The organism is Micromonospora sp. NPDC047644, from assembly GCF_040704315.1.
Classification (GTDB): Bacteria; Actinomycetota; Actinomycetes; order Mycobacteriales; family Micromonosporaceae; genus Micromonospora.
The window spans coordinates 180,658-199,656 of the sequence record NZ_JBEYSY010000002.1; the positions used below are offsets into that span (position 1 = coordinate 180,658).

At 71.5% G+C, this 18,999-nt stretch carries 15 protein-coding genes; 4 read left to right on the forward strand and 11 right to left on the reverse strand.

The features are described from left to right. Positions 1-59 precede the first annotated feature (59 nt). From AB0877_RS04020 to AB0877_RS04065, 10 genes are read right to left on the reverse strand one after another with little or no spacing between them, the layout of a single operon-like run. Positions 60-2,069, reverse strand: coding sequence for a hypothetical protein (locus AB0877_RS04020; protein WP_366606441.1), 2,010 nt, complete (start codon positions 2,067-2,069; stop codon positions 60-62). Then, positions 2,069-3,268, reverse strand: coding sequence for a glycosyltransferase (locus tag AB0877_RS04025; protein WP_366606443.1), 1,200 nt, complete (start codon positions 3,266-3,268; stop codon positions 2,069-2,071). Before AB0877_RS04025 ends, AB0877_RS04020 begins: the two co-directional genes overlap by 1 nt. After that, on the reverse strand, positions 3,268-4,215 hold the full coding sequence (locus AB0877_RS04030) for a glycosyltransferase family 2 protein (protein ID WP_366606445.1): 948 nt from the start codon (positions 4,213-4,215) through the stop codon (positions 3,268-3,270). The genes AB0877_RS04025 and AB0877_RS04030 overlap by 1 nt, the downstream gene beginning before the upstream one ends. Continuing rightward, positions 4,212-5,528, reverse strand: coding sequence for an O-antigen ligase family protein (locus tag AB0877_RS04035; protein WP_366606447.1), 1,317 nt, complete (start codon positions 5,526-5,528; stop codon positions 4,212-4,214). Before AB0877_RS04035 ends, AB0877_RS04030 begins: the two co-directional genes overlap by 4 nt. Then, a complete protein-coding gene (locus tag AB0877_RS04040) occupies positions 5,525-6,691 on the reverse strand; it encodes a glycosyltransferase (RefSeq protein WP_366606449.1) in 1,167 nt (388 codons plus the stop codon). The genes AB0877_RS04035 and AB0877_RS04040 overlap by 4 nt, the downstream gene beginning before the upstream one ends. Further along, positions 6,684-7,991 carry a glycosyltransferase family 2 protein gene (locus AB0877_RS04045; RefSeq protein ID WP_366606450.1) on the reverse strand — a complete coding sequence of 436 codons (1,308 nt, stop codon included), beginning with the start codon at positions 7,989-7,991 and terminating at the stop codon, positions 6,684-6,686. Before AB0877_RS04045 ends, AB0877_RS04040 begins: the two co-directional genes overlap by 8 nt. Then, complete coding sequence (locus AB0877_RS04050; protein ID WP_366606451.1) at positions 7,991-8,842, reverse strand: class I SAM-dependent methyltransferase; 852 nt, start codon at positions 8,840-8,842, stop codon at positions 7,991-7,993. Before AB0877_RS04050 ends, AB0877_RS04045 begins: the two co-directional genes overlap by 1 nt. Continuing rightward, positions 8,842-9,690 carry a class I SAM-dependent methyltransferase gene (locus AB0877_RS04055; RefSeq protein ID WP_366606453.1) on the reverse strand — a complete coding sequence of 283 codons (849 nt, stop codon included), beginning with the start codon at positions 9,688-9,690 and terminating at the stop codon, positions 8,842-8,844. The genes AB0877_RS04050 and AB0877_RS04055 overlap by 1 nt, the downstream gene beginning before the upstream one ends. Continuing rightward, complete coding sequence (locus AB0877_RS04060; protein WP_366606455.1) at positions 9,687-11,252, reverse strand: lipopolysaccharide biosynthesis protein; 1,566 nt, start codon at positions 11,250-11,252, stop codon at positions 9,687-9,689. The genes AB0877_RS04055 and AB0877_RS04060 overlap by 4 nt, the downstream gene beginning before the upstream one ends. Continuing rightward, positions 11,245-12,306: a sugar transferase gene (locus AB0877_RS04065; protein WP_366606457.1), complete on the reverse strand. Its 1,062-nt coding sequence runs from the start codon at positions 12,304-12,306 to the stop codon at positions 11,245-11,247. Before AB0877_RS04065 ends, AB0877_RS04060 begins: the two co-directional genes overlap by 8 nt. A 269-nt stretch (positions 12,307-12,575) precedes the next feature. On the opposite strand from AB0877_RS04065, the gene AB0877_RS04070 reads away from it, so the two are divergent. The 3 genes from AB0877_RS04070 (at position 12,576) to AB0877_RS04080 (ending at position 16,983) form a co-directional block, all read left to right on the forward strand. Continuing rightward, positions 12,576-13,628: a GDP-mannose 4,6-dehydratase gene (locus AB0877_RS04070; protein ID WP_366606458.1), complete on the forward strand. Its 1,053-nt coding sequence runs from the start codon at positions 12,576-12,578 to the stop codon at positions 13,626-13,628. 124 nt (positions 13,629-13,752) lie between these two features. Further along, positions 13,753-16,140, forward strand: a complete 2,388-nt coding sequence (locus AB0877_RS04075; RefSeq protein WP_366606460.1) for a discoidin domain-containing protein — start codon at positions 13,753-13,755, stop codon at positions 16,138-16,140. Positions 16,141-16,236: 96 nt separating this feature from the next. Beyond that, positions 16,237-16,983: a DUF6193 family natural product biosynthesis protein gene (locus tag AB0877_RS04080; RefSeq protein WP_366606462.1), complete on the forward strand. Its 747-nt coding sequence runs from the start codon at positions 16,237-16,239 to the stop codon at positions 16,981-16,983. A gap of 136 nt (positions 16,984-17,119) precedes the next feature. Here AB0877_RS04080 and AB0877_RS04085 read toward each other — a convergent pair whose 3' ends face one another. Then, the gene (locus AB0877_RS04085) at positions 17,120-17,986 is read right to left on the reverse strand and encodes a metallophosphoesterase (protein WP_366606464.1); all 867 of its coding nucleotides are present in this window, start codon (positions 17,984-17,986) and stop codon (positions 17,120-17,122) included. Positions 17,987-18,125: 139 nt separating this feature from the next. Between AB0877_RS04085 and AB0877_RS04090 the strand changes: the two genes are divergently transcribed. Further along, the gene (locus AB0877_RS04090) at positions 18,126-18,977 is read left to right on the forward strand and encodes an alpha/beta hydrolase (protein ID WP_366606465.1); all 852 of its coding nucleotides are present in this window, start codon (positions 18,126-18,128) and stop codon (positions 18,975-18,977) included. Positions 18,978-18,999: the final 22 nt, after the last annotated feature.

Sequence of the window (18,999 nt, forward strand, 5' to 3'; positions counted from 1 at the left end):
TAGCCAGTTGGGCGGGCCGCCGGTCACGGGCGGGCCGCCGACCGTTGCTCCGGCCGTCGTCAGCCCCAGCGATCGGCGTCGCCGACGGCTACCGCCCGTCGCAGCACGATGGGCCCGGTGGAGGGTCGTTCCGCGCTCGGCCGCCCGGCGGCCAGCAACTCCTGCCCGAAGGCCGGCCAGTGGTCCGTCTGGTTGGCCACCCGGGCACCCGGGGAAGGCTCCGGCAGCGCCGCCTCCGCCGCCGGTGACCGCCAGACCGACTCGGGCCGGGCCAACGGTCGGCCGAGCACACCCGCCACGGCGGGGGAGCCACCCCAGGCCGGGGCCGCGGGCTCGGTCTCGGCGGTGGGCGTCGGCACCTGCTCGGGCCGGTCCGGGGCATCCGTCACCACCGGATTCGGCTGAGTGACGGCATCCTCGATCCGGGTCGGCTCGGCCGGCGCCTCCGAGGGCGCCACCACGCCACCCCCGGTGCTGTCGACCGGCTGGCGCTCGACCGGCACGCTCCCAGCCGTCGCACTCGTCACCCGCTCGCGGTCGACGGGCTTGCGCTCGACCGTCGTGCCCTCGACCGTTCTACCCTCGACGGTCCTGCCGACGGGGGTGGACTCGCCCGAGCTTTGTCGGCGGTGCCGTCCGGGTGGCCCGGACTTCTCCTCGACCAGGGCGCTGACCAACTCACGGATGACCGCGCCCTGGGCACCCACCTTCGTCGCCGGCAGCGCCAGGGCATCCGGGGTCGCGCCCGGCACCAGGGCCGGTTGCTCGCTGCTCGGCCGGTGGTCCGGTCGGGGCACCGCCCCGATCACCACGACACCGGCCAGCGGCAGCCCGAGCTGTTGCACGAGCCGGGCCGCCCGGGTGCTGTCGTCCAGGTTCGTCCGGCCGGCGCGGACGACCAGCAGCACGCCATCCGCGTGCTGGGCGAACGCCGAGATCTCCCGTCCGGCCAGGATCGGCGGCGCGTGGACGATCACGCAGTCCTCGTCCTCGCCCAGCGCGTTGAGCAGGCCGCCCAGCTCGTGCAGGGCCTCCGTGTCGGCGCCCTCGCGGGGCTCGGCCGGCAGCACGGTCAGGGTGGGGAAGTCGACCAGGCGCACCGGAGGGCACTTCTGGGCCAGCACCTGCTGCCAGGTGTGCGGCGCCTCCGGGAAGTGTCCCGACAGCACCGGGTCCCGTACCGCGCCGTCCACCAGCGTGGCCCGACAGTGCTCATCGGCCATGCCCAGACCGAGCAGGGCGGTCACCAACGCCTTGCCGTCGTCGTCGTGCGCGCTGGTCACCAGCAGCCGACGACGGGGCAGGGGAGCGGTGAGCACACTGAGCGTCGAGATGGTGGCGCGCACCGCGTCGGCGACGTTGGTGCGGGCGTACAGCGCGGCGGCGTGATGGCGGGCGAAGCGGCGCGGCAGCTTCGGCAGCACCCCGACCACCGGCAGGCCCAGGCGTGCCTCGATCTGGCCGATGTCGCGCAGCCGGCTGTCGAACCGGTCGCGCAGCATGGTCGCGCCCCAACCGGCCAGCAGCCCGGCCAGGGCCCCGAGCACACCGTTCAGCAGCGGCTTCGGGAAGGCCGGCCGGGCCGGCGGGCTGGCGGTGTCGAGAACCCGGGCGTTGATGCTGGTGGAACCGCCCATGTCCAGTCGGCCCAGTTGTTGACTGACGGCGCGGGAAGCGGCGTTCGCGATCGCGGCGGCCTGCGTGCCGGTGCCGGCGCTCGCGTGCACGGTGATGATCTGGAGGCCCAGTTCGTACTCGCCGCTGACGTGACCGAGCACGGCCCGCTCGGGCAGTTGCAGTGAACGCGCCGCCTCCAGCGCGACCTCCCGGGACCCGACCAGTCGGGCGATGGTGGGCGTGAGGTTCTGCGCGAGGGCCAGATCCACCGGTCTGTCCTCGTCGGTCTGCTCGGCGCTGACCAGCACCGAAGCCTCCGCCTCGTAGCGTGCCGGGAGAAGCTGGGTCACTCCCTGGGCGGCGGCCAGGCCCGCGCACAGGCCGAGCAGCGGTACGCCCACCCGGCGCCAGGAGGCACCGAGCAAGCCTTTGACATCTATCGACGCGCTCATCAGGCGATCGCCTCTCTGGTTGGGTGCCCGGTCTCAGCGGGCGATGTGCGCAGCGACCGGGCCGGGGACCGCAGTCCGCGCCAGGTCGTGCAGAGGGTCTCGGCGATCCGGTCCCAGCCGAACTCGGCACCGGCGCGGGCCAACCCACGGTTGGCCAACTGGCCGGAGAGCGCCGGGTCGTCGCGCAGCCGTGCGAGGCGGGCGGCGAGCGCGGAGACGTCACCGGCGGGAAAGACGAGACCGGCGTCGCCCACCACGTGGGGGATCTCACCGACGTCGCTGCCCACGACGGGTACGCCACAGGCCATCGCCTCGACCAGCACCCGGCCGAACTGCTCGCGCAGCGGGATACCGATCCACGGCAGGGTGTTGCGCTGCACCACCTCGATCGATGGCATCGCCAACACGTCCATGTCGTTGAGCAGCGTGGGCAGCTCGGCGTGCCCGGCCCACCCGTGCCGGTGCACCCGACCCGGTCGGCGCGCGGCGGCCCGTTCGATCTCGGCGTCGAGACTGCCGTCCCCGACCAGCGACACGTCGCAGTCGATCAGCTCGGCGGCTCGCAGCAGGTCGGCCACACCCTTGTGCGGCTCGAACCGCCCGACGAACCCGACGGTGAACGGGCGGGCGGCGGGATCGGTGGGCAGCGGCCGGAACATCCGGGTGTCCACGCCGAGCGGCACGATCGTGGCCGGGCCCCGGTAACCCTTGATCCGCAGCACGTTCAGCGCTGCGGGTGTGATCGGGAAGGCGTGGTCGACGGAGAGGTAGGACTGTCGCTCGATCCGGGGGAACGGCGCCGGAAAGCGGGTGACCACGTTCTGCGCGGCGTACAACGTGGTGGGCACCCCGGCCCAGCAGCGTTGACGCAGCCGTAGCGCCTGCCAGGTGGTGAGGTACGCGGCCTCGCCGATGACGTGCAGGATGTCCGGGCGGGCGGTGGTCACGTCGTGCTGGCCGGGCAGCCGGAACAGCACCGAGGCCATGTGCCCGGTCAGCGACTCGCCGAGCAGGTGCGGAACGACGTGGTACCGCAGCCGGTGGTGTCGACGGGCCAGCCGGGCCAGTTCGCGGCGGGTCGCCGGGGACACGTCCGCGGCGAGCACCGTGAGGGTGACGTCCGGCTGTTCGCACAGGACGTCGAACAGGTCCGTCCAGTGTTCGGTGCGCTTGCCGACGACCGTTGTCAGGACGTGCATCACGCTCCTCCTCTCGTTTCAGGTCGGGTGACAGCGATCCGGCCGACGCGGGTCCAGGCGCGCAGCCGGGCCGTCCCGGCGCGGGGTTGCACTGGCATCCGCGCCCCGGCCAGTCCGATGCCGATCAGCGCGCGCAGCAGCACCACGCCACGTACCGCGCGCAGGGTGCCGGCGCGGTGGCGGGCGAAGAACCGCAGCATGCTGCGGTACAGGTGGGGCCAGATCCAGGCCGGATCGGAGCTGCTCGCCCCGCCGGTGTGCACGGCGGTCACCGAGGGCACGTACAGCACCTGGGCACCGTGCCGGGCCGCCTGGAGGCACAACTCCTCGTCCTCGTAGTACAGGAAGTAGCCCTCGTCGAGGCCGCCGATCGCCACGAACAGGTCGCGACGCACCGCCAGGCAGGCACCGGAGAGCCAGTCCACGGCCACCGGCTGCGCCCCGCGTACACAGGCGTCGTACGCGGCCCGGCGCTGCCGACCGCTGAGCAACCGTCGCAGCGAGACCGGCACCAGCGACCCGCCGAACCGGCTGGCCAGCACGGTGCCGAGGGATTCGAACCGGTGGGCGCTGATCGCGACCCGGCCGTGCGCGTCGGTGAGCCGTGGTCCCGCGATGCCCACCGACGGTCGGTCGCGCAGCACCCGGACGAGTTCCGCCACCGCGCCGGGGGTGACCACGCAGTCCGGGTTGACCAGGAGCACGACGTCGGTGTCGACCCCGGCCGCGGCCCGGTTCACGGCGGTGGCGAATCCGGTGTTGGTGGGGCTGGCGAGGACCGTCACCTCGGGGAAGCGGCGTCGGACGAGGTCGACAGTGCCGTCGGTGGAGGCGTTGTCGACCAACCGCACCGGCACCTGCGCCTGCCGCAGCGCGCTCAGGGCGGCGACGATCTGTCCCGCCGAGTTGTGGGTGACCACCACCGCGGTGGCGTCGGCCGCGCTCACGCCGCCACACCCGTTCGGGTCAGGACGCCGCGCAGCAGTGGCGGTCGGGCGGTTCGCCGCAGCCGCGCCCCCTCGTGGTGTGCCGTGAGGAGGGTCAGCGCCGGCAACAGGCCCAGCTCCCAGTGCCCGTCGGTCGGCGCCGCGAAGAGGGCGGCGGCCAGGAAACCGCAACACAGCGCCGCGAACGGCAGCGCGATCCCGTCCCGGCTGCGCAGGCCGACGCGGATGCTGCGCAGGATCGGCCAGAGCACCAGCAGGAGGCCGACCAGCCCGAGGTTGGCCAGCACCGTGACGTAGAAGGCGTGGTACACCGGCCCGACGTCGGTGAAGGTGAAACCGGACAGGTAGATGTCCGGAGTGGTCTGTCCGAGGCCGGCCCCGACCAACGGCTGGTCGGCGAAGACACCCAGGCCCACCTCGGACTCCACCCCCCGGTAACCGGCGGACTGCTCGAACCCCTTGGTGATCTCCGTGGCGCGCTCCCGTACCCCTGGTTGCAGGGCGAGGATCGCGGCCACCGCGACCGCCGCCGCGGCGGTAGCGGCCAGGCCGGTGCGGACCGTGCGACCGCCGCGGACCAGCATGATCAGCCCGGTCAGCGCCGCGGCGAGCCAGATCCCCCGGTACGACGCGAGGAGCACGTCGACGGCGAAGAACCCGCCGAGCAGGAGGGCGCCGGCCCGACGCCAACCCCGCACCCGACCGGCGACCCAGATCAGCGCGGGGATGGCCATCAGGGTGATGAGCCCGCCGTGCCGCCCCGGTGCCGTCACCGAGATCGCGGTGAAGGCCCCCGCCAGCACCACGTACAGGATGCCGGCGGCCAGGATCCGACGGGACGTGGTGAGGGTGTGGGTGGCGACGAAGAAGTACACCGGGATCGTGGCCACCTGGTACGCCGCGACCAGCACCTCCGCCGGGAGGTTGCCGACGGCCAGGCCGTAGGTGGCCGCCACCACTGTCAACCCGACCAGGACCAGCATCCCCGCGTCGGCGGCGGTACGCCGGATGCCCCGCTCCGCCCCGACCCAGTGGCGGGTGGCCAGCGCGGCGCCACCGGCGGCCAGCAGCAGCACCTTCACCGCGATGTAGCCGCGCACGTCACCGCCGCTGAGCACCGCACCGACCACGGCCCCGCCGATGATGCCCACCGGCAGCACGGCCCAGGGCCAGAGCAGGAACACGCCGAAGCACAGCACTCCGATGGCGGCGGCCAGGCCGACCGGCCCGGGCAGCAGGGTGACCACTGTCACCACAGCGCCCAGCGCGGCTCCGGCGAGCACCACACCGGGCGCGACGATCGGCACTCTCATCGCGGCAACCCCGCCAACAGGGAGCGCAGCTGGACGCCCCGGGCCGACCAGCTGTTGCGGGTGGCGACCTCTCGGCGTCGGGCGGCGTCGTCGGGCGAGCCGGCGCGGTCCAGCGCCTCGTTCAGCGCCGCGGCGAAGCTCGCCGGATCGGCGGCGAGCGCGATGGCGTCGCCCAGGGACCGCAGCGCCGGCAGCGGTGTCGCGACGACCGGTTTGCCGAGGGCCAGGTATTCGTAGCACTTCTTCGGGTGCACGTAGTCGATCAGGCCACCCACCCGGTAGGGGATCATGGTGACGTCGCAGGCCCGCAGGATGCCCGGCACGTCAGCGAAGCGGACGGCGTCGACGAGCACCACGTTGGACAGTCCGGCGAGCGGGGCGCGGCCGGCCCGGCTGGACGGGCCGACCAGGACGAACGTCCACTCCGGGTGGGCGCGCGCCACCGAGGCGACCAGGTCCGCGTCGAAGGCCCGGGTGTCGACCGCCCCGCTGTAGCCGATCAGTGGTCGGCGCAGGCTGAGCAGCCAGGGTGCGACCGGGCCGTCCGGCGAGAAGCGGTCCGGGTCGCATCCGTTCGCCAGGACCACCGGTGCCGGGTCGGAGGTGGGCAGCCGGTCGGGTAGCGCGGTGGACGAGGCGAGGACGAGGTCGGCGGCGCCGACGGCGGAGCGCAGCGCGCGGCGCAGATGCCAACGGTTCCAGGGGCGGGTGAACGTCCAGTCCAGGTCGGTGGCGTCGTAGACGACGGCGGACGCGTCCATCCGGGCGGCGACCGGCGCGGCCAGGTCCTCGTCCAGCCAGAGCAGCCGTACGGATGCCTCCCGCCGCCGCAACCACCGGCGCAACACCCGCGCGGCGAACCAGCGGTTGACCCGGTTGACCGGCGGAAGGTGCCTACCGAACGGCAGCAGCGCCGGCCCGGCGCACTGCCACAGACCGTCGGCCACCTCCCGGACCTGGGCCCGCCAGCGGGGGCGGTGCCCGGCCGGGTCGACGAAGAGCACCCGGTGGTCGACGGTCAGCTCGCGGGCCAGCGCGTGCTGCCGGTGGGCCTCGTTCGCCCACGGCGTGCCGCTGAAGATGACCACCCAGTCGCGGTCGCCGTCGGTGGGCGGCACGACCGCCGCGGCCGCCGGTTGCAGGGTGCTGGTGTGCTCAGCCACGGCCCGACCGTTCCATCGGCCGTGGCGCTCCGGCGGGCAGCAACTCGTCCTCGCCGAGGCGGCCGAGCACCGGGCGGGCGCGCTCGTCGTCGAGTCGCAGCAGTCGCGCGCCGGCGTGCCGGTCCAGCCAGCCGCGCAGCGCGCCGGCCGCGATCCGCCGGTTGACCCAGTTGAGAAGCGGCACCGCGTCACCCAGCGGCAGCGCGGTCGGCGCGACGGCGTGCCAGGCCGCCGCACCGATCGGTGTCACCTCGCACCGCCAGCGCGGCCGGCGTCCCGGCGGGTCGACGAAGAGCAACCGTTGCCCGGGCGCCAGCTGCCCCAGCACCGCCGAGTGTCCGTCGACGGACCATCGGGTGCGGCTGAACAGCACCACCCAGTCGCGGGTGTCGCCGTCGGGCAGCGGGCCGACGTCGCCGCGAAGCGCCGCGAGCAGGTCGCCCAGGCCCAGCTGTACGGAACGACCGAAGAGCCGCTTGACCAGGTGGTCGGCGAGCAGCGCGGCCCGGAACACGGGTAACCGGTACCGGGGCTGGGTCAGCCGCAGATACCCGACCAGACTGCCCAGTAGGTGTCGGAAGCGGATGGTCGGCCCGAGCAGCCGGCAGGACGCGCCCCGGCTGTGCGTCACCACGGCGTCCGGGAGCATCCACAACTGGTGCCCGGCCTGGTCGAGCTGCCGCGCGAGGACCGCGTCGTTCCAGTAGACGGGGAACGCCTCGTCGAAGATGGTCTGTTGTCCGAGCACCGAGCGGCGCAGCAGCATGCAGCTGCCCGAGGCGAGCTGCCGGGGCCGGCTGAAGTCCTCGCCGCGCATTTGGAAGCGGTGCAGCGCCTGGCGGAACCCGGGCAGCCGGCGCAGCGCGGTCACCAGCGCGATGGTGGCGGTGAAGCTGGGCTGTTGGACGTAGTGCTGCTGGAAGGTGCCGTCCGGGTTGAGGTACAGCGGGCTGACCCCGGCCACGTCCGGCCGCTCCCGCAGGTGGTCGATCATCCGCGACAGCGCGCCCGGGTGGAACCGGATGTCGCTGTTGAGCAGCAGGATCAACTGTCCGTTCGCCCGGCGGTACGCCTGGTTGACGGCGGCGGCGAACCCGGTGTTGTGCTTGTTGCGGATCAGCCGGACCCGGGGTTGGTCAATGAGCATCTCCGCCGAGCCGTCGGACGAGCCGTTGTCGACGGCCACCACCTCGTAGTCCAGGTCGGGGTCGACGGTCGCGGCCAGCGACTCCAGGCACTGCCGGGTCTGCTCGCGGGTGTTCCAGCTGATCAGGAGCACCGACAGCAGCGGGGCGCCCATCAGGACACCGCCCGGTCGTCGCGGCGGGCGAAGATCCGCAGCAGGTCGCCGAGGTGAGGGTGCGTCACCCGGGGCGACCGGCTGGCGGCGACGTCGGCGATCAGCAGATCACGGGCGTTGCGCAGCCGTGCCGCCGGTTGCCAGTAGAACCGGGAGAAGACCGTGTCGTGCGAGATCACCCGGAACCCGGACTCCACCAGCATCCGGCTCAGCGTGTCCGGGGTGAAGTGCCAACGGTGGTACGCGGGGGCGATGGCGGGCCAGTCGCTGCCGAGTCGGTGGGCGGCGGCGGAGGCGATGTTGGGTACTTCGAGGGCGAGCCAGCCGCCGGGGGTGAGGGCGGTGTGTGCGGCGTGGAGGAAGGCGCGGGGGTCTTCGACGTGTTCGAGGACGTGGAAGGCGCAGACGACGTCGGCGGTGAGGGTGGGTGCGATGGTTTCGAAGTAGCCCTGGCGTACGGGCATGTGGAGGTGGTCGCGGGCGAAGTTGGCGGCGGCGTGGCTGACTTCGATGCCGCTGGCGGTGATTCCGGCCTGGTGGGCGGCTTCGAGGAAGTAACCCCCGGCGCAGCCGGCTTCGAGCAGCACGGTGGGGCGGACGGTGGAGAGCAGCCAGCGCAACCGTCGGCTCGCCTCGAACCGACGCTGACCGGCGGAGGCGAAGTAGTCCTGGTACCCGTCCGTCGTGTAGTAGGCCTCGTCGTACAGCTCCTCGGGGGCCGGGGCGCTGCCCGCGGTCCAGACGAAGCCGCAGTCCGGGCAGCTCCACAGCAGCTCGCCGAGGGTCGGCGAGTGCCCGCCGGCGCGGCCGCAGAGCTGGCAGCGGACCAGCTCGATCCCATCGAGTTTCATCAGGTGCTCCGTCCGGTTCGTGGCGCCCGGGCGATCACCCGGAGCAGGTCGCCGAGGCGTGGGTGGGTCAGCCGCGGTGAGCGGAGCCCGAGCACGTCGGCGGGGAGTAGGTGTCGTGCGTGCCGCAGCCGGTAGGCGAGTGGCATGTAGTAGCGGAAGACCGTGGTGTCCTGCCGGACCACCTCGAAGCCGAGGTCGGTCACCAGCCGGACCAGGGTGTCCGGGGTGAAGTGCCAGCGGTGCCAGCGCGGTTGCAGGCCCGGCCAGTCGGTGCCGAGTCGGTGGGCGGCGGCGGAGGCGATGTTGGGTACTTCGAGGGCGAGCCAGCCGCCGGGGGTGAGGGCGGTGTGTGCGGCGTGGAGGAAGGCGCGGGGGTCTTCGACGTGTTCGAGGACGTGGAAGGCGCAGACGACGTCGGCGGTGAGGGTGGGTGCGATGGTTTCGAAGTAGCCCTGGCGTACGGGCATGTGGAGGTGGTCGCGGGCGAAGTTGGCGGCGGCGTGGCTGACTTCGATGCCGCTGGCGGTGATTCCGGCCTGGTGGGCGGCTTCGAGGAAGTAGCCCCCGGCGGGACCGGCTTCGAGCAGCACGGTGGGGCGGACGGTGGAGAGCAGCCAGCGCAGCCGCCGCCGTGCCTCGAATCGGCGTGGCGCGGCCCGGAAGTAGTCGTCGTAACCGCCCTCGGCGAAGTAGTCCTCGTCGTATCGCCCGTCCTCGGTGGCCTGCTCCTGCGCGGTCCAGCTGAAGCCGCAGCCTTCGCAGCGGCGCAGCAGCCCGCCGAGTCGGGGCAGGTGGGCCTGCCGTGGCCCACACAGCACGCACCGCGCGGTGCGGTGGCCGACGCTCATCGCGGACCGCCCGTGCTCGGCGACAGCACCGCCGTCGGCGCGCGCAGCAGCCGGTGCAGTCGCATCCGGTCGCCCGCGCCCAGGTGCCCGCCGGCGATCAGCAGCGCGCCGGCGACGAGCACTGTCAGACCCGCCCGGGACGACACGGCGAGGGCGGCGTCGAGGCGTCCCGGACCGTCCGGCAGGAACTGGCTGGCCGCCGCCGTGACCAACCCGGCCGCGACAGCCGCGGCGAGCGGCGGCCAGATCGCCCGCGCCAGCGGGGCCAGCGGGCGGGCCGTGGCGCTGTGGAAGTAGACCAGGAAGTACCCGGTGCTCAGCACCACCGCCAGCGCTGTCGACAGCGGTACGCCGAGCGGCCCGCACAGCAGCAGCATCGGCACGGTCAGGACCAGGTTGAGGACGACGGAGAGCAGCACGTACCGCGTCTCCAACCCGGGCCGGCCCTCGGCGCGGGCGGCGATCGTCGCCGCCCCGGTGATCAGGTTGAGGGCGTACGCGGGCGCGAGGATCATGATGTTCGCGGCGGCCCAGGGGACCTGGTGGCCCAGCCAGAGCCGGACCAGCGGATCGGCGCTGACCATCAGCGCGGCGGTGGCCGGGGCCAGGAACAGCGCGAGGTACCGGGTGGCGGTCAGGTAGAACCGGTCCAGCCAGCCGGTGCCGCGGGACACCGTGCGGGCGACCGCCGCGGGGAACAGCACGATGAGGGCGAAACCCGGGGGCAGACGGAGCAGGTTGAGCAGGCGACTGCCCAGGTCGAAACCGCCGGCCACGGCGGGGCCGAAGGCGCCACCGAGGACGAGGCGGTCCAGCTCCACGTTGACCATGCCGGCGCCACTGGAGACCTGCACCCGCAGGCCGTAGCCGCCGATGCGGCGGATGTCGGCCAGGTCCGTTCGCCCCCACCGTGGGGACAGGTCCGGGCACTGGCGGTGGGTCGTCGCGGCGAGCAGGAGGGTACGGACCGCCCCGGTCGCGGCGGCCGAGGCGGCCAACGCCACCAGGCCGCCGCCGAGGCGTACCACCAGGATGGCGAGGGCGGCCCCGAGGATCGCGGTGCCGGCGCTGATCGCGGCGAGTGAGCCGTACCGTTGGCCACCTTCGAGTACGGCCCGCCACGGCAGCTCCACGGCGCCGGCCACCAGGGCGACGACCAGCCAGACGGTGGCCTGCCACGCCTCGTCGGCCAGGTCACCGAGGCGCAGCAGCCCGGCGAGCCACGGCCAGCCGGCACCGAGCGCCCCCAGGGTGAGCAGGCCCAGCAGCAGGGCCCAGCCCAACCCCAGCCCGAGCAGCCGACGTACCAGGTCCCGGTCGGCCGCGCTCTCGGCGCGGGCGACCTCGCGGACCAGTGCGGAGCCGAGGCCGAGGTCGATCAGGGCGGCCATCGCCAGCAGACCGGCGAGTACGACCCAGATCCCGAACTCCCGCGGCCCGAGCCGCTGGTAGATGACGGGCACCGAGACCAGCCCGGACACCGCCATGATCACCCGTGCGGCCACCATGCTGGCCGTGTTGCGGGTGACCCGGGTTTCGACGGCGTGGGTCGTGTCAGCCACGGGGAAACCCCCGGAACAGCTCGACCACTGTCAGCAGGAGCAGGGTGAGGTCGACCCGCATGGAGCGGCAGTTGAGGTACAGCAGGTCACACCGGAGCTTCTCCTCCACTGTGGCCGCGTATCCGCCGGTGAGCTGCGCGATGCCGGTCAGCCCTGGCCGGATCAGGTGCCGCAGGTCGTAGTCGGGCAACCGGGCGAAGCCGGCGATGAACTCCGGTCGTTCCGGGCGAGGCCCGACGAGGCTCATCTCGCCGCGCAGCACGTTCCAGAGCTGGGGCAACTCGTCCAGCCGGGACCGTCGTAGCCAGCGACCCAGTCGGGTGATCCGGACGTCGTCCGGCAGGGCCAGCACCGGGCCGGTGGTCTGCTCGGCGCCGACCCGCATGGTCCGGAACTTGACCACCCGGAAGAGCCGGCCACCGGTGCCGACGCGTTGCTGGAGGTAGAACGGTGGGCCGGTGAACGACACCACGGCGGCGATCACCGCGATCAGTGGGATCACCACGACGGCACTGAGCAGGATCACGCCGAGGTCGAAGAACCGCTTGAGCCGCTCGCCTCGGGGTCGGCCTGCGCCACCCGGCCCCAGCCGGATCCACGGCAGCCCACCGAATCGCGCCATCGCGGGTGCCCGCAGCAGGCCGTAGACGGGACGGGCCAGCACCATGATCTCGACGCCGGCGCTCAGGCAACTGGTGACGATGCGGTCGTCGATGCTCTCCAGGGAGTGCTTGAGCAACAGGAGTCGAGGGCGGACGCCGGCCAGCACCCGGGCGAACTCCTCGGCGCAGACCGGCACCGGGAGTCGGACGGCCACGTCGAACTCCTCGTCCAGACGGTCGATCGGGGTGGCCGCGTCATTCGCCTCGAGCACCACCACGCGGGCCCGCCGTCTGTGCTGGTCGGAGCGGTTGGCCTGCTCGTAGCGGGCGAACATCTCCTGAAGCTGCAGCGGGATCTCCGGGCGTTGTCGCGTCTCGGCGCCGGGTGCCGCGGCGAGGTCGTGGGAGGTCGCGGTGTCGTTGCCCGGCAACGGAGCTGAGTCCGCGGTCACGGGTCCCGGGGTCTTTCTCAACGCGCCGACCTCCTTCTCCGTCAGGTGCTTCGAGGGCATGGGGGCGAGCACCCCGGAAGTAAGCTACTAGTCACAAATGCCCCATTAGTCCCGGATAGGCAAAAACAGGACTTCTCGCCTTGAACGTCGCATACCTCCCCAAAGCATTGGTCGAAACATCCCTTTCGTGGGTAATTCATGGGTTACGGTCGTGCCGGTCGTCCGTTGCCACTGAGGGCCGACAACCCCGTCGTTCCAAGGAGTTCCACATGGACCAGCCAGTTGTTGCCGTCGGCGTCGACCCGCCGACAGACCTGATCCCCGGACGCGTGCTGGTGACCGGAGGGGCCGGCTTCATCGGCAGCCACGTGGTCGCCCGGCTGATGTTGATGGGCAGTCAGGTCCGGGTGCTCGACAACTTCTCCACCGGCCGGATCGAGAACCTGGCCGATGCCGCGTACGGCGGACTGACCGAGGCCGACGTCGTCTCGGGAGACATCCGTACGCCGGAGGGTGTCGAGGCCATCCACCAGTGGCAGCCGGACGTGGTGGTGCACCTCGCCGCGCAGCCCAGCGTTCCCGCGGCCCGTCGGTCGCCCCTGTACGACGCCGACGTGAACGTGTTCGGCACCGTCAACGTGCTGGACGCCTGCGCGCGTGCCGGCGTACGGCTGGTGATCAACGCCTCCAGCAGCGCCATCTTCGGCAGCGTCGCCGCCCACGATCTGCCGGTCCGGGAGGATCATCCGATCGCCCCGGTGAGCCCGTACGGCGTCAGCAAGGCCGCCGGCACGCACTACCTCGACTGGTACGGGCGTCAGCACGGCCTGCCGTACACCTCGATGGTGTTCGGCAATGTCTACGGACCCCGCCAGGAGGGCAGCGACTGCGGCGTGGTCTCCCTGATGGCCGACGCGCTGCTCGCTGGCCGGCAGGTGGTGATCTACGACGACGGTACGCAGACCCGGGACTTCATCCATGTCAGCGACGTCGCCGAGGCGATCGCCGTCGCCTGTCACCACCCCGGGGTGGGTCTGGTCAACATCGCCTCGGGTCGGCAGACGAGCGTCAACGAGGTCTACGACACGGTCCGGGAGGCGTCCGGCGTCGGTAGCGCGGCCCGGTACGAGCCGCTGCCCTGGCCGGGCGAGGTGCGCAACATGGCGCTGGACACCCGGAAGGCGCGCGAGCTGCTCGGGTGGTACCCGAAGATCAGCTTTACCGAGGGCGTACGGATGACAGTGCGTGACGCTCGTCGCCGCCAGGCCGGCAGCCAGATCCTGTCCCCGGTGCGAGCGTTGGAGCGCGCCGTCAGCCACTAAGGACTCAGCGCGTAATTCCCTTCATCTGATCGATATTTTCATCGAACAGTCTAACTCTTGCGGGTCGGCATCCACTGCTGCCACGATGGCCGTCAATGCCTTCCGTCCCGAAGGAGTGGTCGTCATGGCGGTCTCCCGCCGTAGGTTCGTCACATCGGTACTGGCCGGGTCCGCCCTCGCCACCGCCTCCACCACCGAGCTGCTCACCAGCCTGTCCAGCCCCGCGCACGCCGCCAGTCCCCCCGGGGACGTGGTCGGCAAGGTGACCGTCGGCTACCAGGGCTGGTTCAGCGCACCCGGCGACGGGGCACCGATCGGCGGCTGGTGGCACTGGAGCCGTGACCGGTTCCAGCCGCCCTCACCCGCCAACACCACGATCGTTTCCTGGCCGGACATGCGCGAGTACACCCGCACCTACCCCACCGCGTACCCCAACCTGGGCAACGGTCAGCCGGCCACCCTCTTCTCCTCCTACGACCAGCAGACGGTCGACACCCACTTCCGGTGGATGCAGGAGAACGGCTGCGACACCGCCGCCCTGCAACGGTTCAACCCGATGGGCGACGAGGGCCCGACCCGCGACGCGATGACCCAGAAGGTGCGCTCCGCCGCCGAGCGCCACAACCGCAAGTTCTACATCATGTACGACGTCACCGACTGGCTGACCTTCCAATCGGAGATCAAGACCGACTGGACGACGAAGATGGCCGCGTACACCGCGTCGTCGGCGTACGCCCGGCAGAACGGCAAGCCGGTCGTCTGCATCTGGGGCTTCGGCTTCAGCGAGCCCAGCCGCCCCTTCACCCCCGGGCCCTGCCTGGAGGTCATCAACTGGTTCAAGGCCCAGGGCTGCTACGTCATCGGTGGCGTGCCCACCTGGTGGCGGCAGGGCATCGAGGACTCCCGCCCCGGCTTCCTCGACGTCTACCACGCGTTCCACGCGATCTCACCGTGGATGGTCTACCGGGCCAGGACCGTGGAGGAGCTGGACTCGTACTACAACAACGTCAACGTCGGCGACATGGCCGACTGTGCGGCGCGCGGCATCGACTACCTGCCCTGCGTGATGCCCGGCGACCTCGCCGGGGGCCACCGCAAACACGGCGACTTCTACTGGCGGCACATCTACAACATGGTCCGGCTCGGCTCCCAGGGCCTCTACGTGTCCATGTTCGACGAGTACAACGAGGGCAACCAGATCGCCAAGACGTCCGAGACCCAGGCCACCACGCCGGCCGGCGCGAACATCCGCGCCCTCGACGAGGACGGCGTGGCCTGCTCCTCCGACTACTACCTGCGGATCACCGCCGACGGCGGCCGGATGCTCAAGGGGCAGCTCGCCCTCACCCCGGTCCGCCCCACCCCGCCGATGGTCGGCACCCCGCCCCCGACCGGCGGCGACCTCGCGGCCGGCCGGTCCACCTCGGCCAGCAGCCAGAACGGCCCGTTCCCGGCGTCGAACGCGGTGGACTCCGACGCCGGCAGCTACTGGGAGAGCGGCGGCGGCGCCTTCCCACACTGGTGGCAGGTCGACCTCGGCGCCAGCCACCAGGTCAACAAGCTCGTCGTGCGGCTGCCCGCCGGCTGGGGCGCGCGCACCCAGACCATCACCGTGCAGGGCAGTGTCAACGGCAGCACCTTCTCGACCATCGCGGCGGCCTCCGCGTTCACCTTCGACCCCGCGACCGGCAACACCGTCACCCGCACGCTCACGACCACCACGGCCCGCTACGTCCGGCTGAGCATCGCCGGCAACACCGGCTGGCCGGCGGGCCAGCTCGCCAAGGTCGAGGTGTACGCGGGCAGCACCACCCCGGACAACCCGCCGACCGCCCCGAGCGGCCTCACGGTCACCGGCAAGACCTCGACGAGCGTGTCGCTGGCGTGGACGGCCTCCACCGACGACACCGGGGTCACCGGCTACCAGGTACGCCAGGGCGGCACCGTCGTCGCCACCGTCACGGGCACCACGGCGACGGTGAGCGGGCTCAGCGCCTCCACCGCGTACACCTTCACTGTCGTCGCTCGCGACGCCGCCGGTAACACCTCCAGCGCGTCCTCGGCGGTCACCGTGACCACGGACGCCGCGGCCAACTCGGACCTCGCCCGAGGTCGATCCACCAGCGAGAGCAGCCACGTCCAGAGTTACGGGTCGGGCAACGTGGTCGACGGTGACGCGAACAGTTACTGGGAGAGCAACAACAACGCGTTCCCGCAGTGGGTGCAGGTCGACCTGGGCGCGACGCGCACGGTCGGGCGGGTGGTGCTGAAGCTGCCGCCGTCGTCGGCGTGGGGTGCTCGGACGCAGACACTGTCCGTGCAGGGCAGCACTGACGGGAGCAGCTTCGGCACGCTCGTGGGTTCGACGGGGCGGGTCTTCGACCCGGCCAGCGGCAATCAGGTGTCGCTCACCTTCAGCGCTGCTCAGGCGCGTTACGTGCGGATCACCGTCACCGGCAACACCGGCTGGCCCGCCGGGCAGTTGTCGACAGTGGAGGTCTACGCCAGCTGACCGGGTTCGGGCGGCCGCCGGGGGAGCGGCGGCCGCCCAAACCGGGGCAGCACACCTCAGTCCTGTGCGTCAGTTCGTTTGGCAGAATTGTGAGCCGTGCCGACCTACCCCGATCCGGTTGCCCTGTATCCGGAGGTTGCCGTCGAGGGCAGCCTTGCGGCGGCGTTGCGAGCCGTCGCCGTTCGAGAAGGGCTGTCCATTCCCGCGTCGGCTACGGCGTCCGGTTCGTGGCATGACGCTGTCGTTCCGGCCATCCTCCCGCACCGTAAAGAGTTGAGGGTGTCTGCCAGCCACGTGGAGCGACGGTGGTTCATCCGCGGTTGCGAGCGTGACCAGGGTCTGGCCCTGATTGAAGGGGACACGGTTTACCTCGCTCAGGTGGTGCGAGTCGCGCAGGCGTGGCATGACGGAGTGCCCCTGACCGAGATCCACCAGGCTGCGTCATTCGTGAAACTGACCGGACGGTTCGAGGTCCCGGATCGTGACCCGGCGGGGCTGGTCGAGTCGGAGTGGCGGCACCTGCGTACGGAGGCAGCGGAGGTGGACTGGCCCGAGTACCACGCGCTCATCGAGGCCGCGTACGCCGAGCCGAGGCTGAGGCGGCCCTACCCCTTCACCAGCCACTGGTCTCTGCGATTCTCCACCAGCACCCGGCCCAGCCTCTCCCGCGATGTCCTGGTGTGTCTGCATCCCAGGCGGGGCAGGGACTACATCGTCACGATGGGCTTTACGGGACAGGAACTCGGCGAGACCACCACAGCGGCACAGGCCGTGTCATTGGCTGCGCTCACCCTGCCCGCCGATCTCGACGCGGTGAGGTACGGCGCAGCCGGGCCGAGCTAGTACCTGTCCTTCGACGGTCGGGTCGAGTTCCGTAGATCTTGGACACTTTCCGTTCAGAAATGACGGAAAGTGTCCAAGATCTCGCGTTATGTGGACGGCGCGAGCCGGAGATGGCAGTCGACAGGCGGTCTCTGGTTCACCCGCTGACGGACGAGCGCCGGCATACGTCGTCCGCCGGGTTGATGGTGCGCATCGGGTCGGGCACCGACCCCCGGGGCTGCCACTCGCGGGGGTAGCCGAGGGAGACCTCCTCGAAACGCACCCCGTCGTGGAATGTGGTGCGGGGGATGTGCAGGTGCCCGTACACGACGGTGGACGCGCCGAAGCGCAGGTGCCAGTCGCTGGTGCGGACGGTGCCGCACCACTGGGCGAAGACCGGGAAACGCAGGACGTCGGTGGGTTCGCGCACCAGCGGGTAGTGGTTGACCAGCACCGTCGGCAGCGCCGGGTCGCGTTCGGCCAGCCGGTCTTCGGTCTCGGCGACCCGGGCCGCGCACCAGGCCTCCCGGCTCGGGTACGGGTCGGGGTGCAGCAGCGCCTCGTCGGTGCAGACCACCCCGGCCTGGTACGCCAGGGCCAGTGACTCCTGCTGGGTGCGCGCCTGGGGCACCCGGAACGTGTAGTCGTAGAGCAGGAAGAGCGGGGCGATGGTGGCGGGGCCGCCGTCGCCGTCCCACACCGGGTACGGATCCTCCGGGGTGATCACCCCCAACCGCTGGCACATCCGCACCAGCGCGCGGTAGCGCTCCTCGCCGCGCAGCGTGACCGGGTCGCGCGGTGGCGTCCACAGCTCGTGGTTGCCCGGTGCCCAGACGACTCGGGCGAATCGGCTGCTCAGCAGCCCGAGCGCCCACTCGATGTCGGCGAACCGGTCGGCGACGTCCCCGGCGACGAGTAGCCAGTCGCCGGGATTGTCCGGGTGCAGCTCCTGGACGAACGCGCGGTTCTGCGGGTGCCCGACGTGCAGGTCACTGACGGCCCGCAGCCGGGGCGGAAGTTTCACCCCCCGAGGTTAGGACGGTGGGGGAGGGTCGGGGAACCCCTGTTCCTGCTGTTCGGCCCGGTCTGAGGGGCCGCATATCCGCCGGCCGGGCGGGAAAGCGCGGGGCGTCCGACAGCCCAAACCGGAGCAGGAGTGAAACATGCCTTTCATTACCGTGGGGACGGAAAACTCCGCGCCCATCGACCTGTACTACGAGGACCACGGTTCCGGTAAGCCGGTGGTGCTCATCCACGGCTTCCCGTTCAACGGTGCGACCTGGGAGAAGGAGACCACCGCGCTGCTCAACGCCGGATATCGGACGATCACCATTGATCGGCGCGGTTTCGGTAACTCCGCCCAGCCGGCGTTCGGGTACGACTACAACACGTTCGCGGCGGACCTGGACGTGTTGATGAGCGAGCTGGACCTGAACGAGGTGACCCTGATCGGTCACTCGATGGGCACCGGCGAGGTGGTCCGCTACCTGGGTAACTACGGTTCGCAACGGGTGAGCCGCGCCGTGCTGCTCAGCCCGCTGCAACCGATGCTGGCCAAGGCGAGCGACAATCCGGAGGGTGTCGACCGGGGCCTCTTCAAGGGCTTCCAGGACGCCATCATCAAGGACCGCTTCGCCTACCTGACGTCCTTCTGCGACGCGTTTTTCAACCCGGACCAGAACATGGGTAAGCGGGTCAGCGAGGAGGCGTACCGGGCGCACTGGCAGATTGGTGCGATGGCCTCCGGCAAGGCCACCCACGACAGCGTGGACGCCTGGCAGGAAGACTTCCGCCCGGATCTGCCGAAGATCAACATTCCGGTGTTGATCGTCCAGGGTGACCAGGACCGGGTGCTTCCCTACCCGGTGACCGGTCAGCGGCTCGGGCCGATGATGCCCACCGGTCAGCTCGTCACGCTCAAGGGCGCGCCGCACGGCATCCCGTGGACCCACGCCGACGAGGTCAACAAGGCGATCATGGACTTCATGAAGCAGCCGGCCAAGGCTCGCGCCTGACCCGTACCGGTAGCCGATCGGA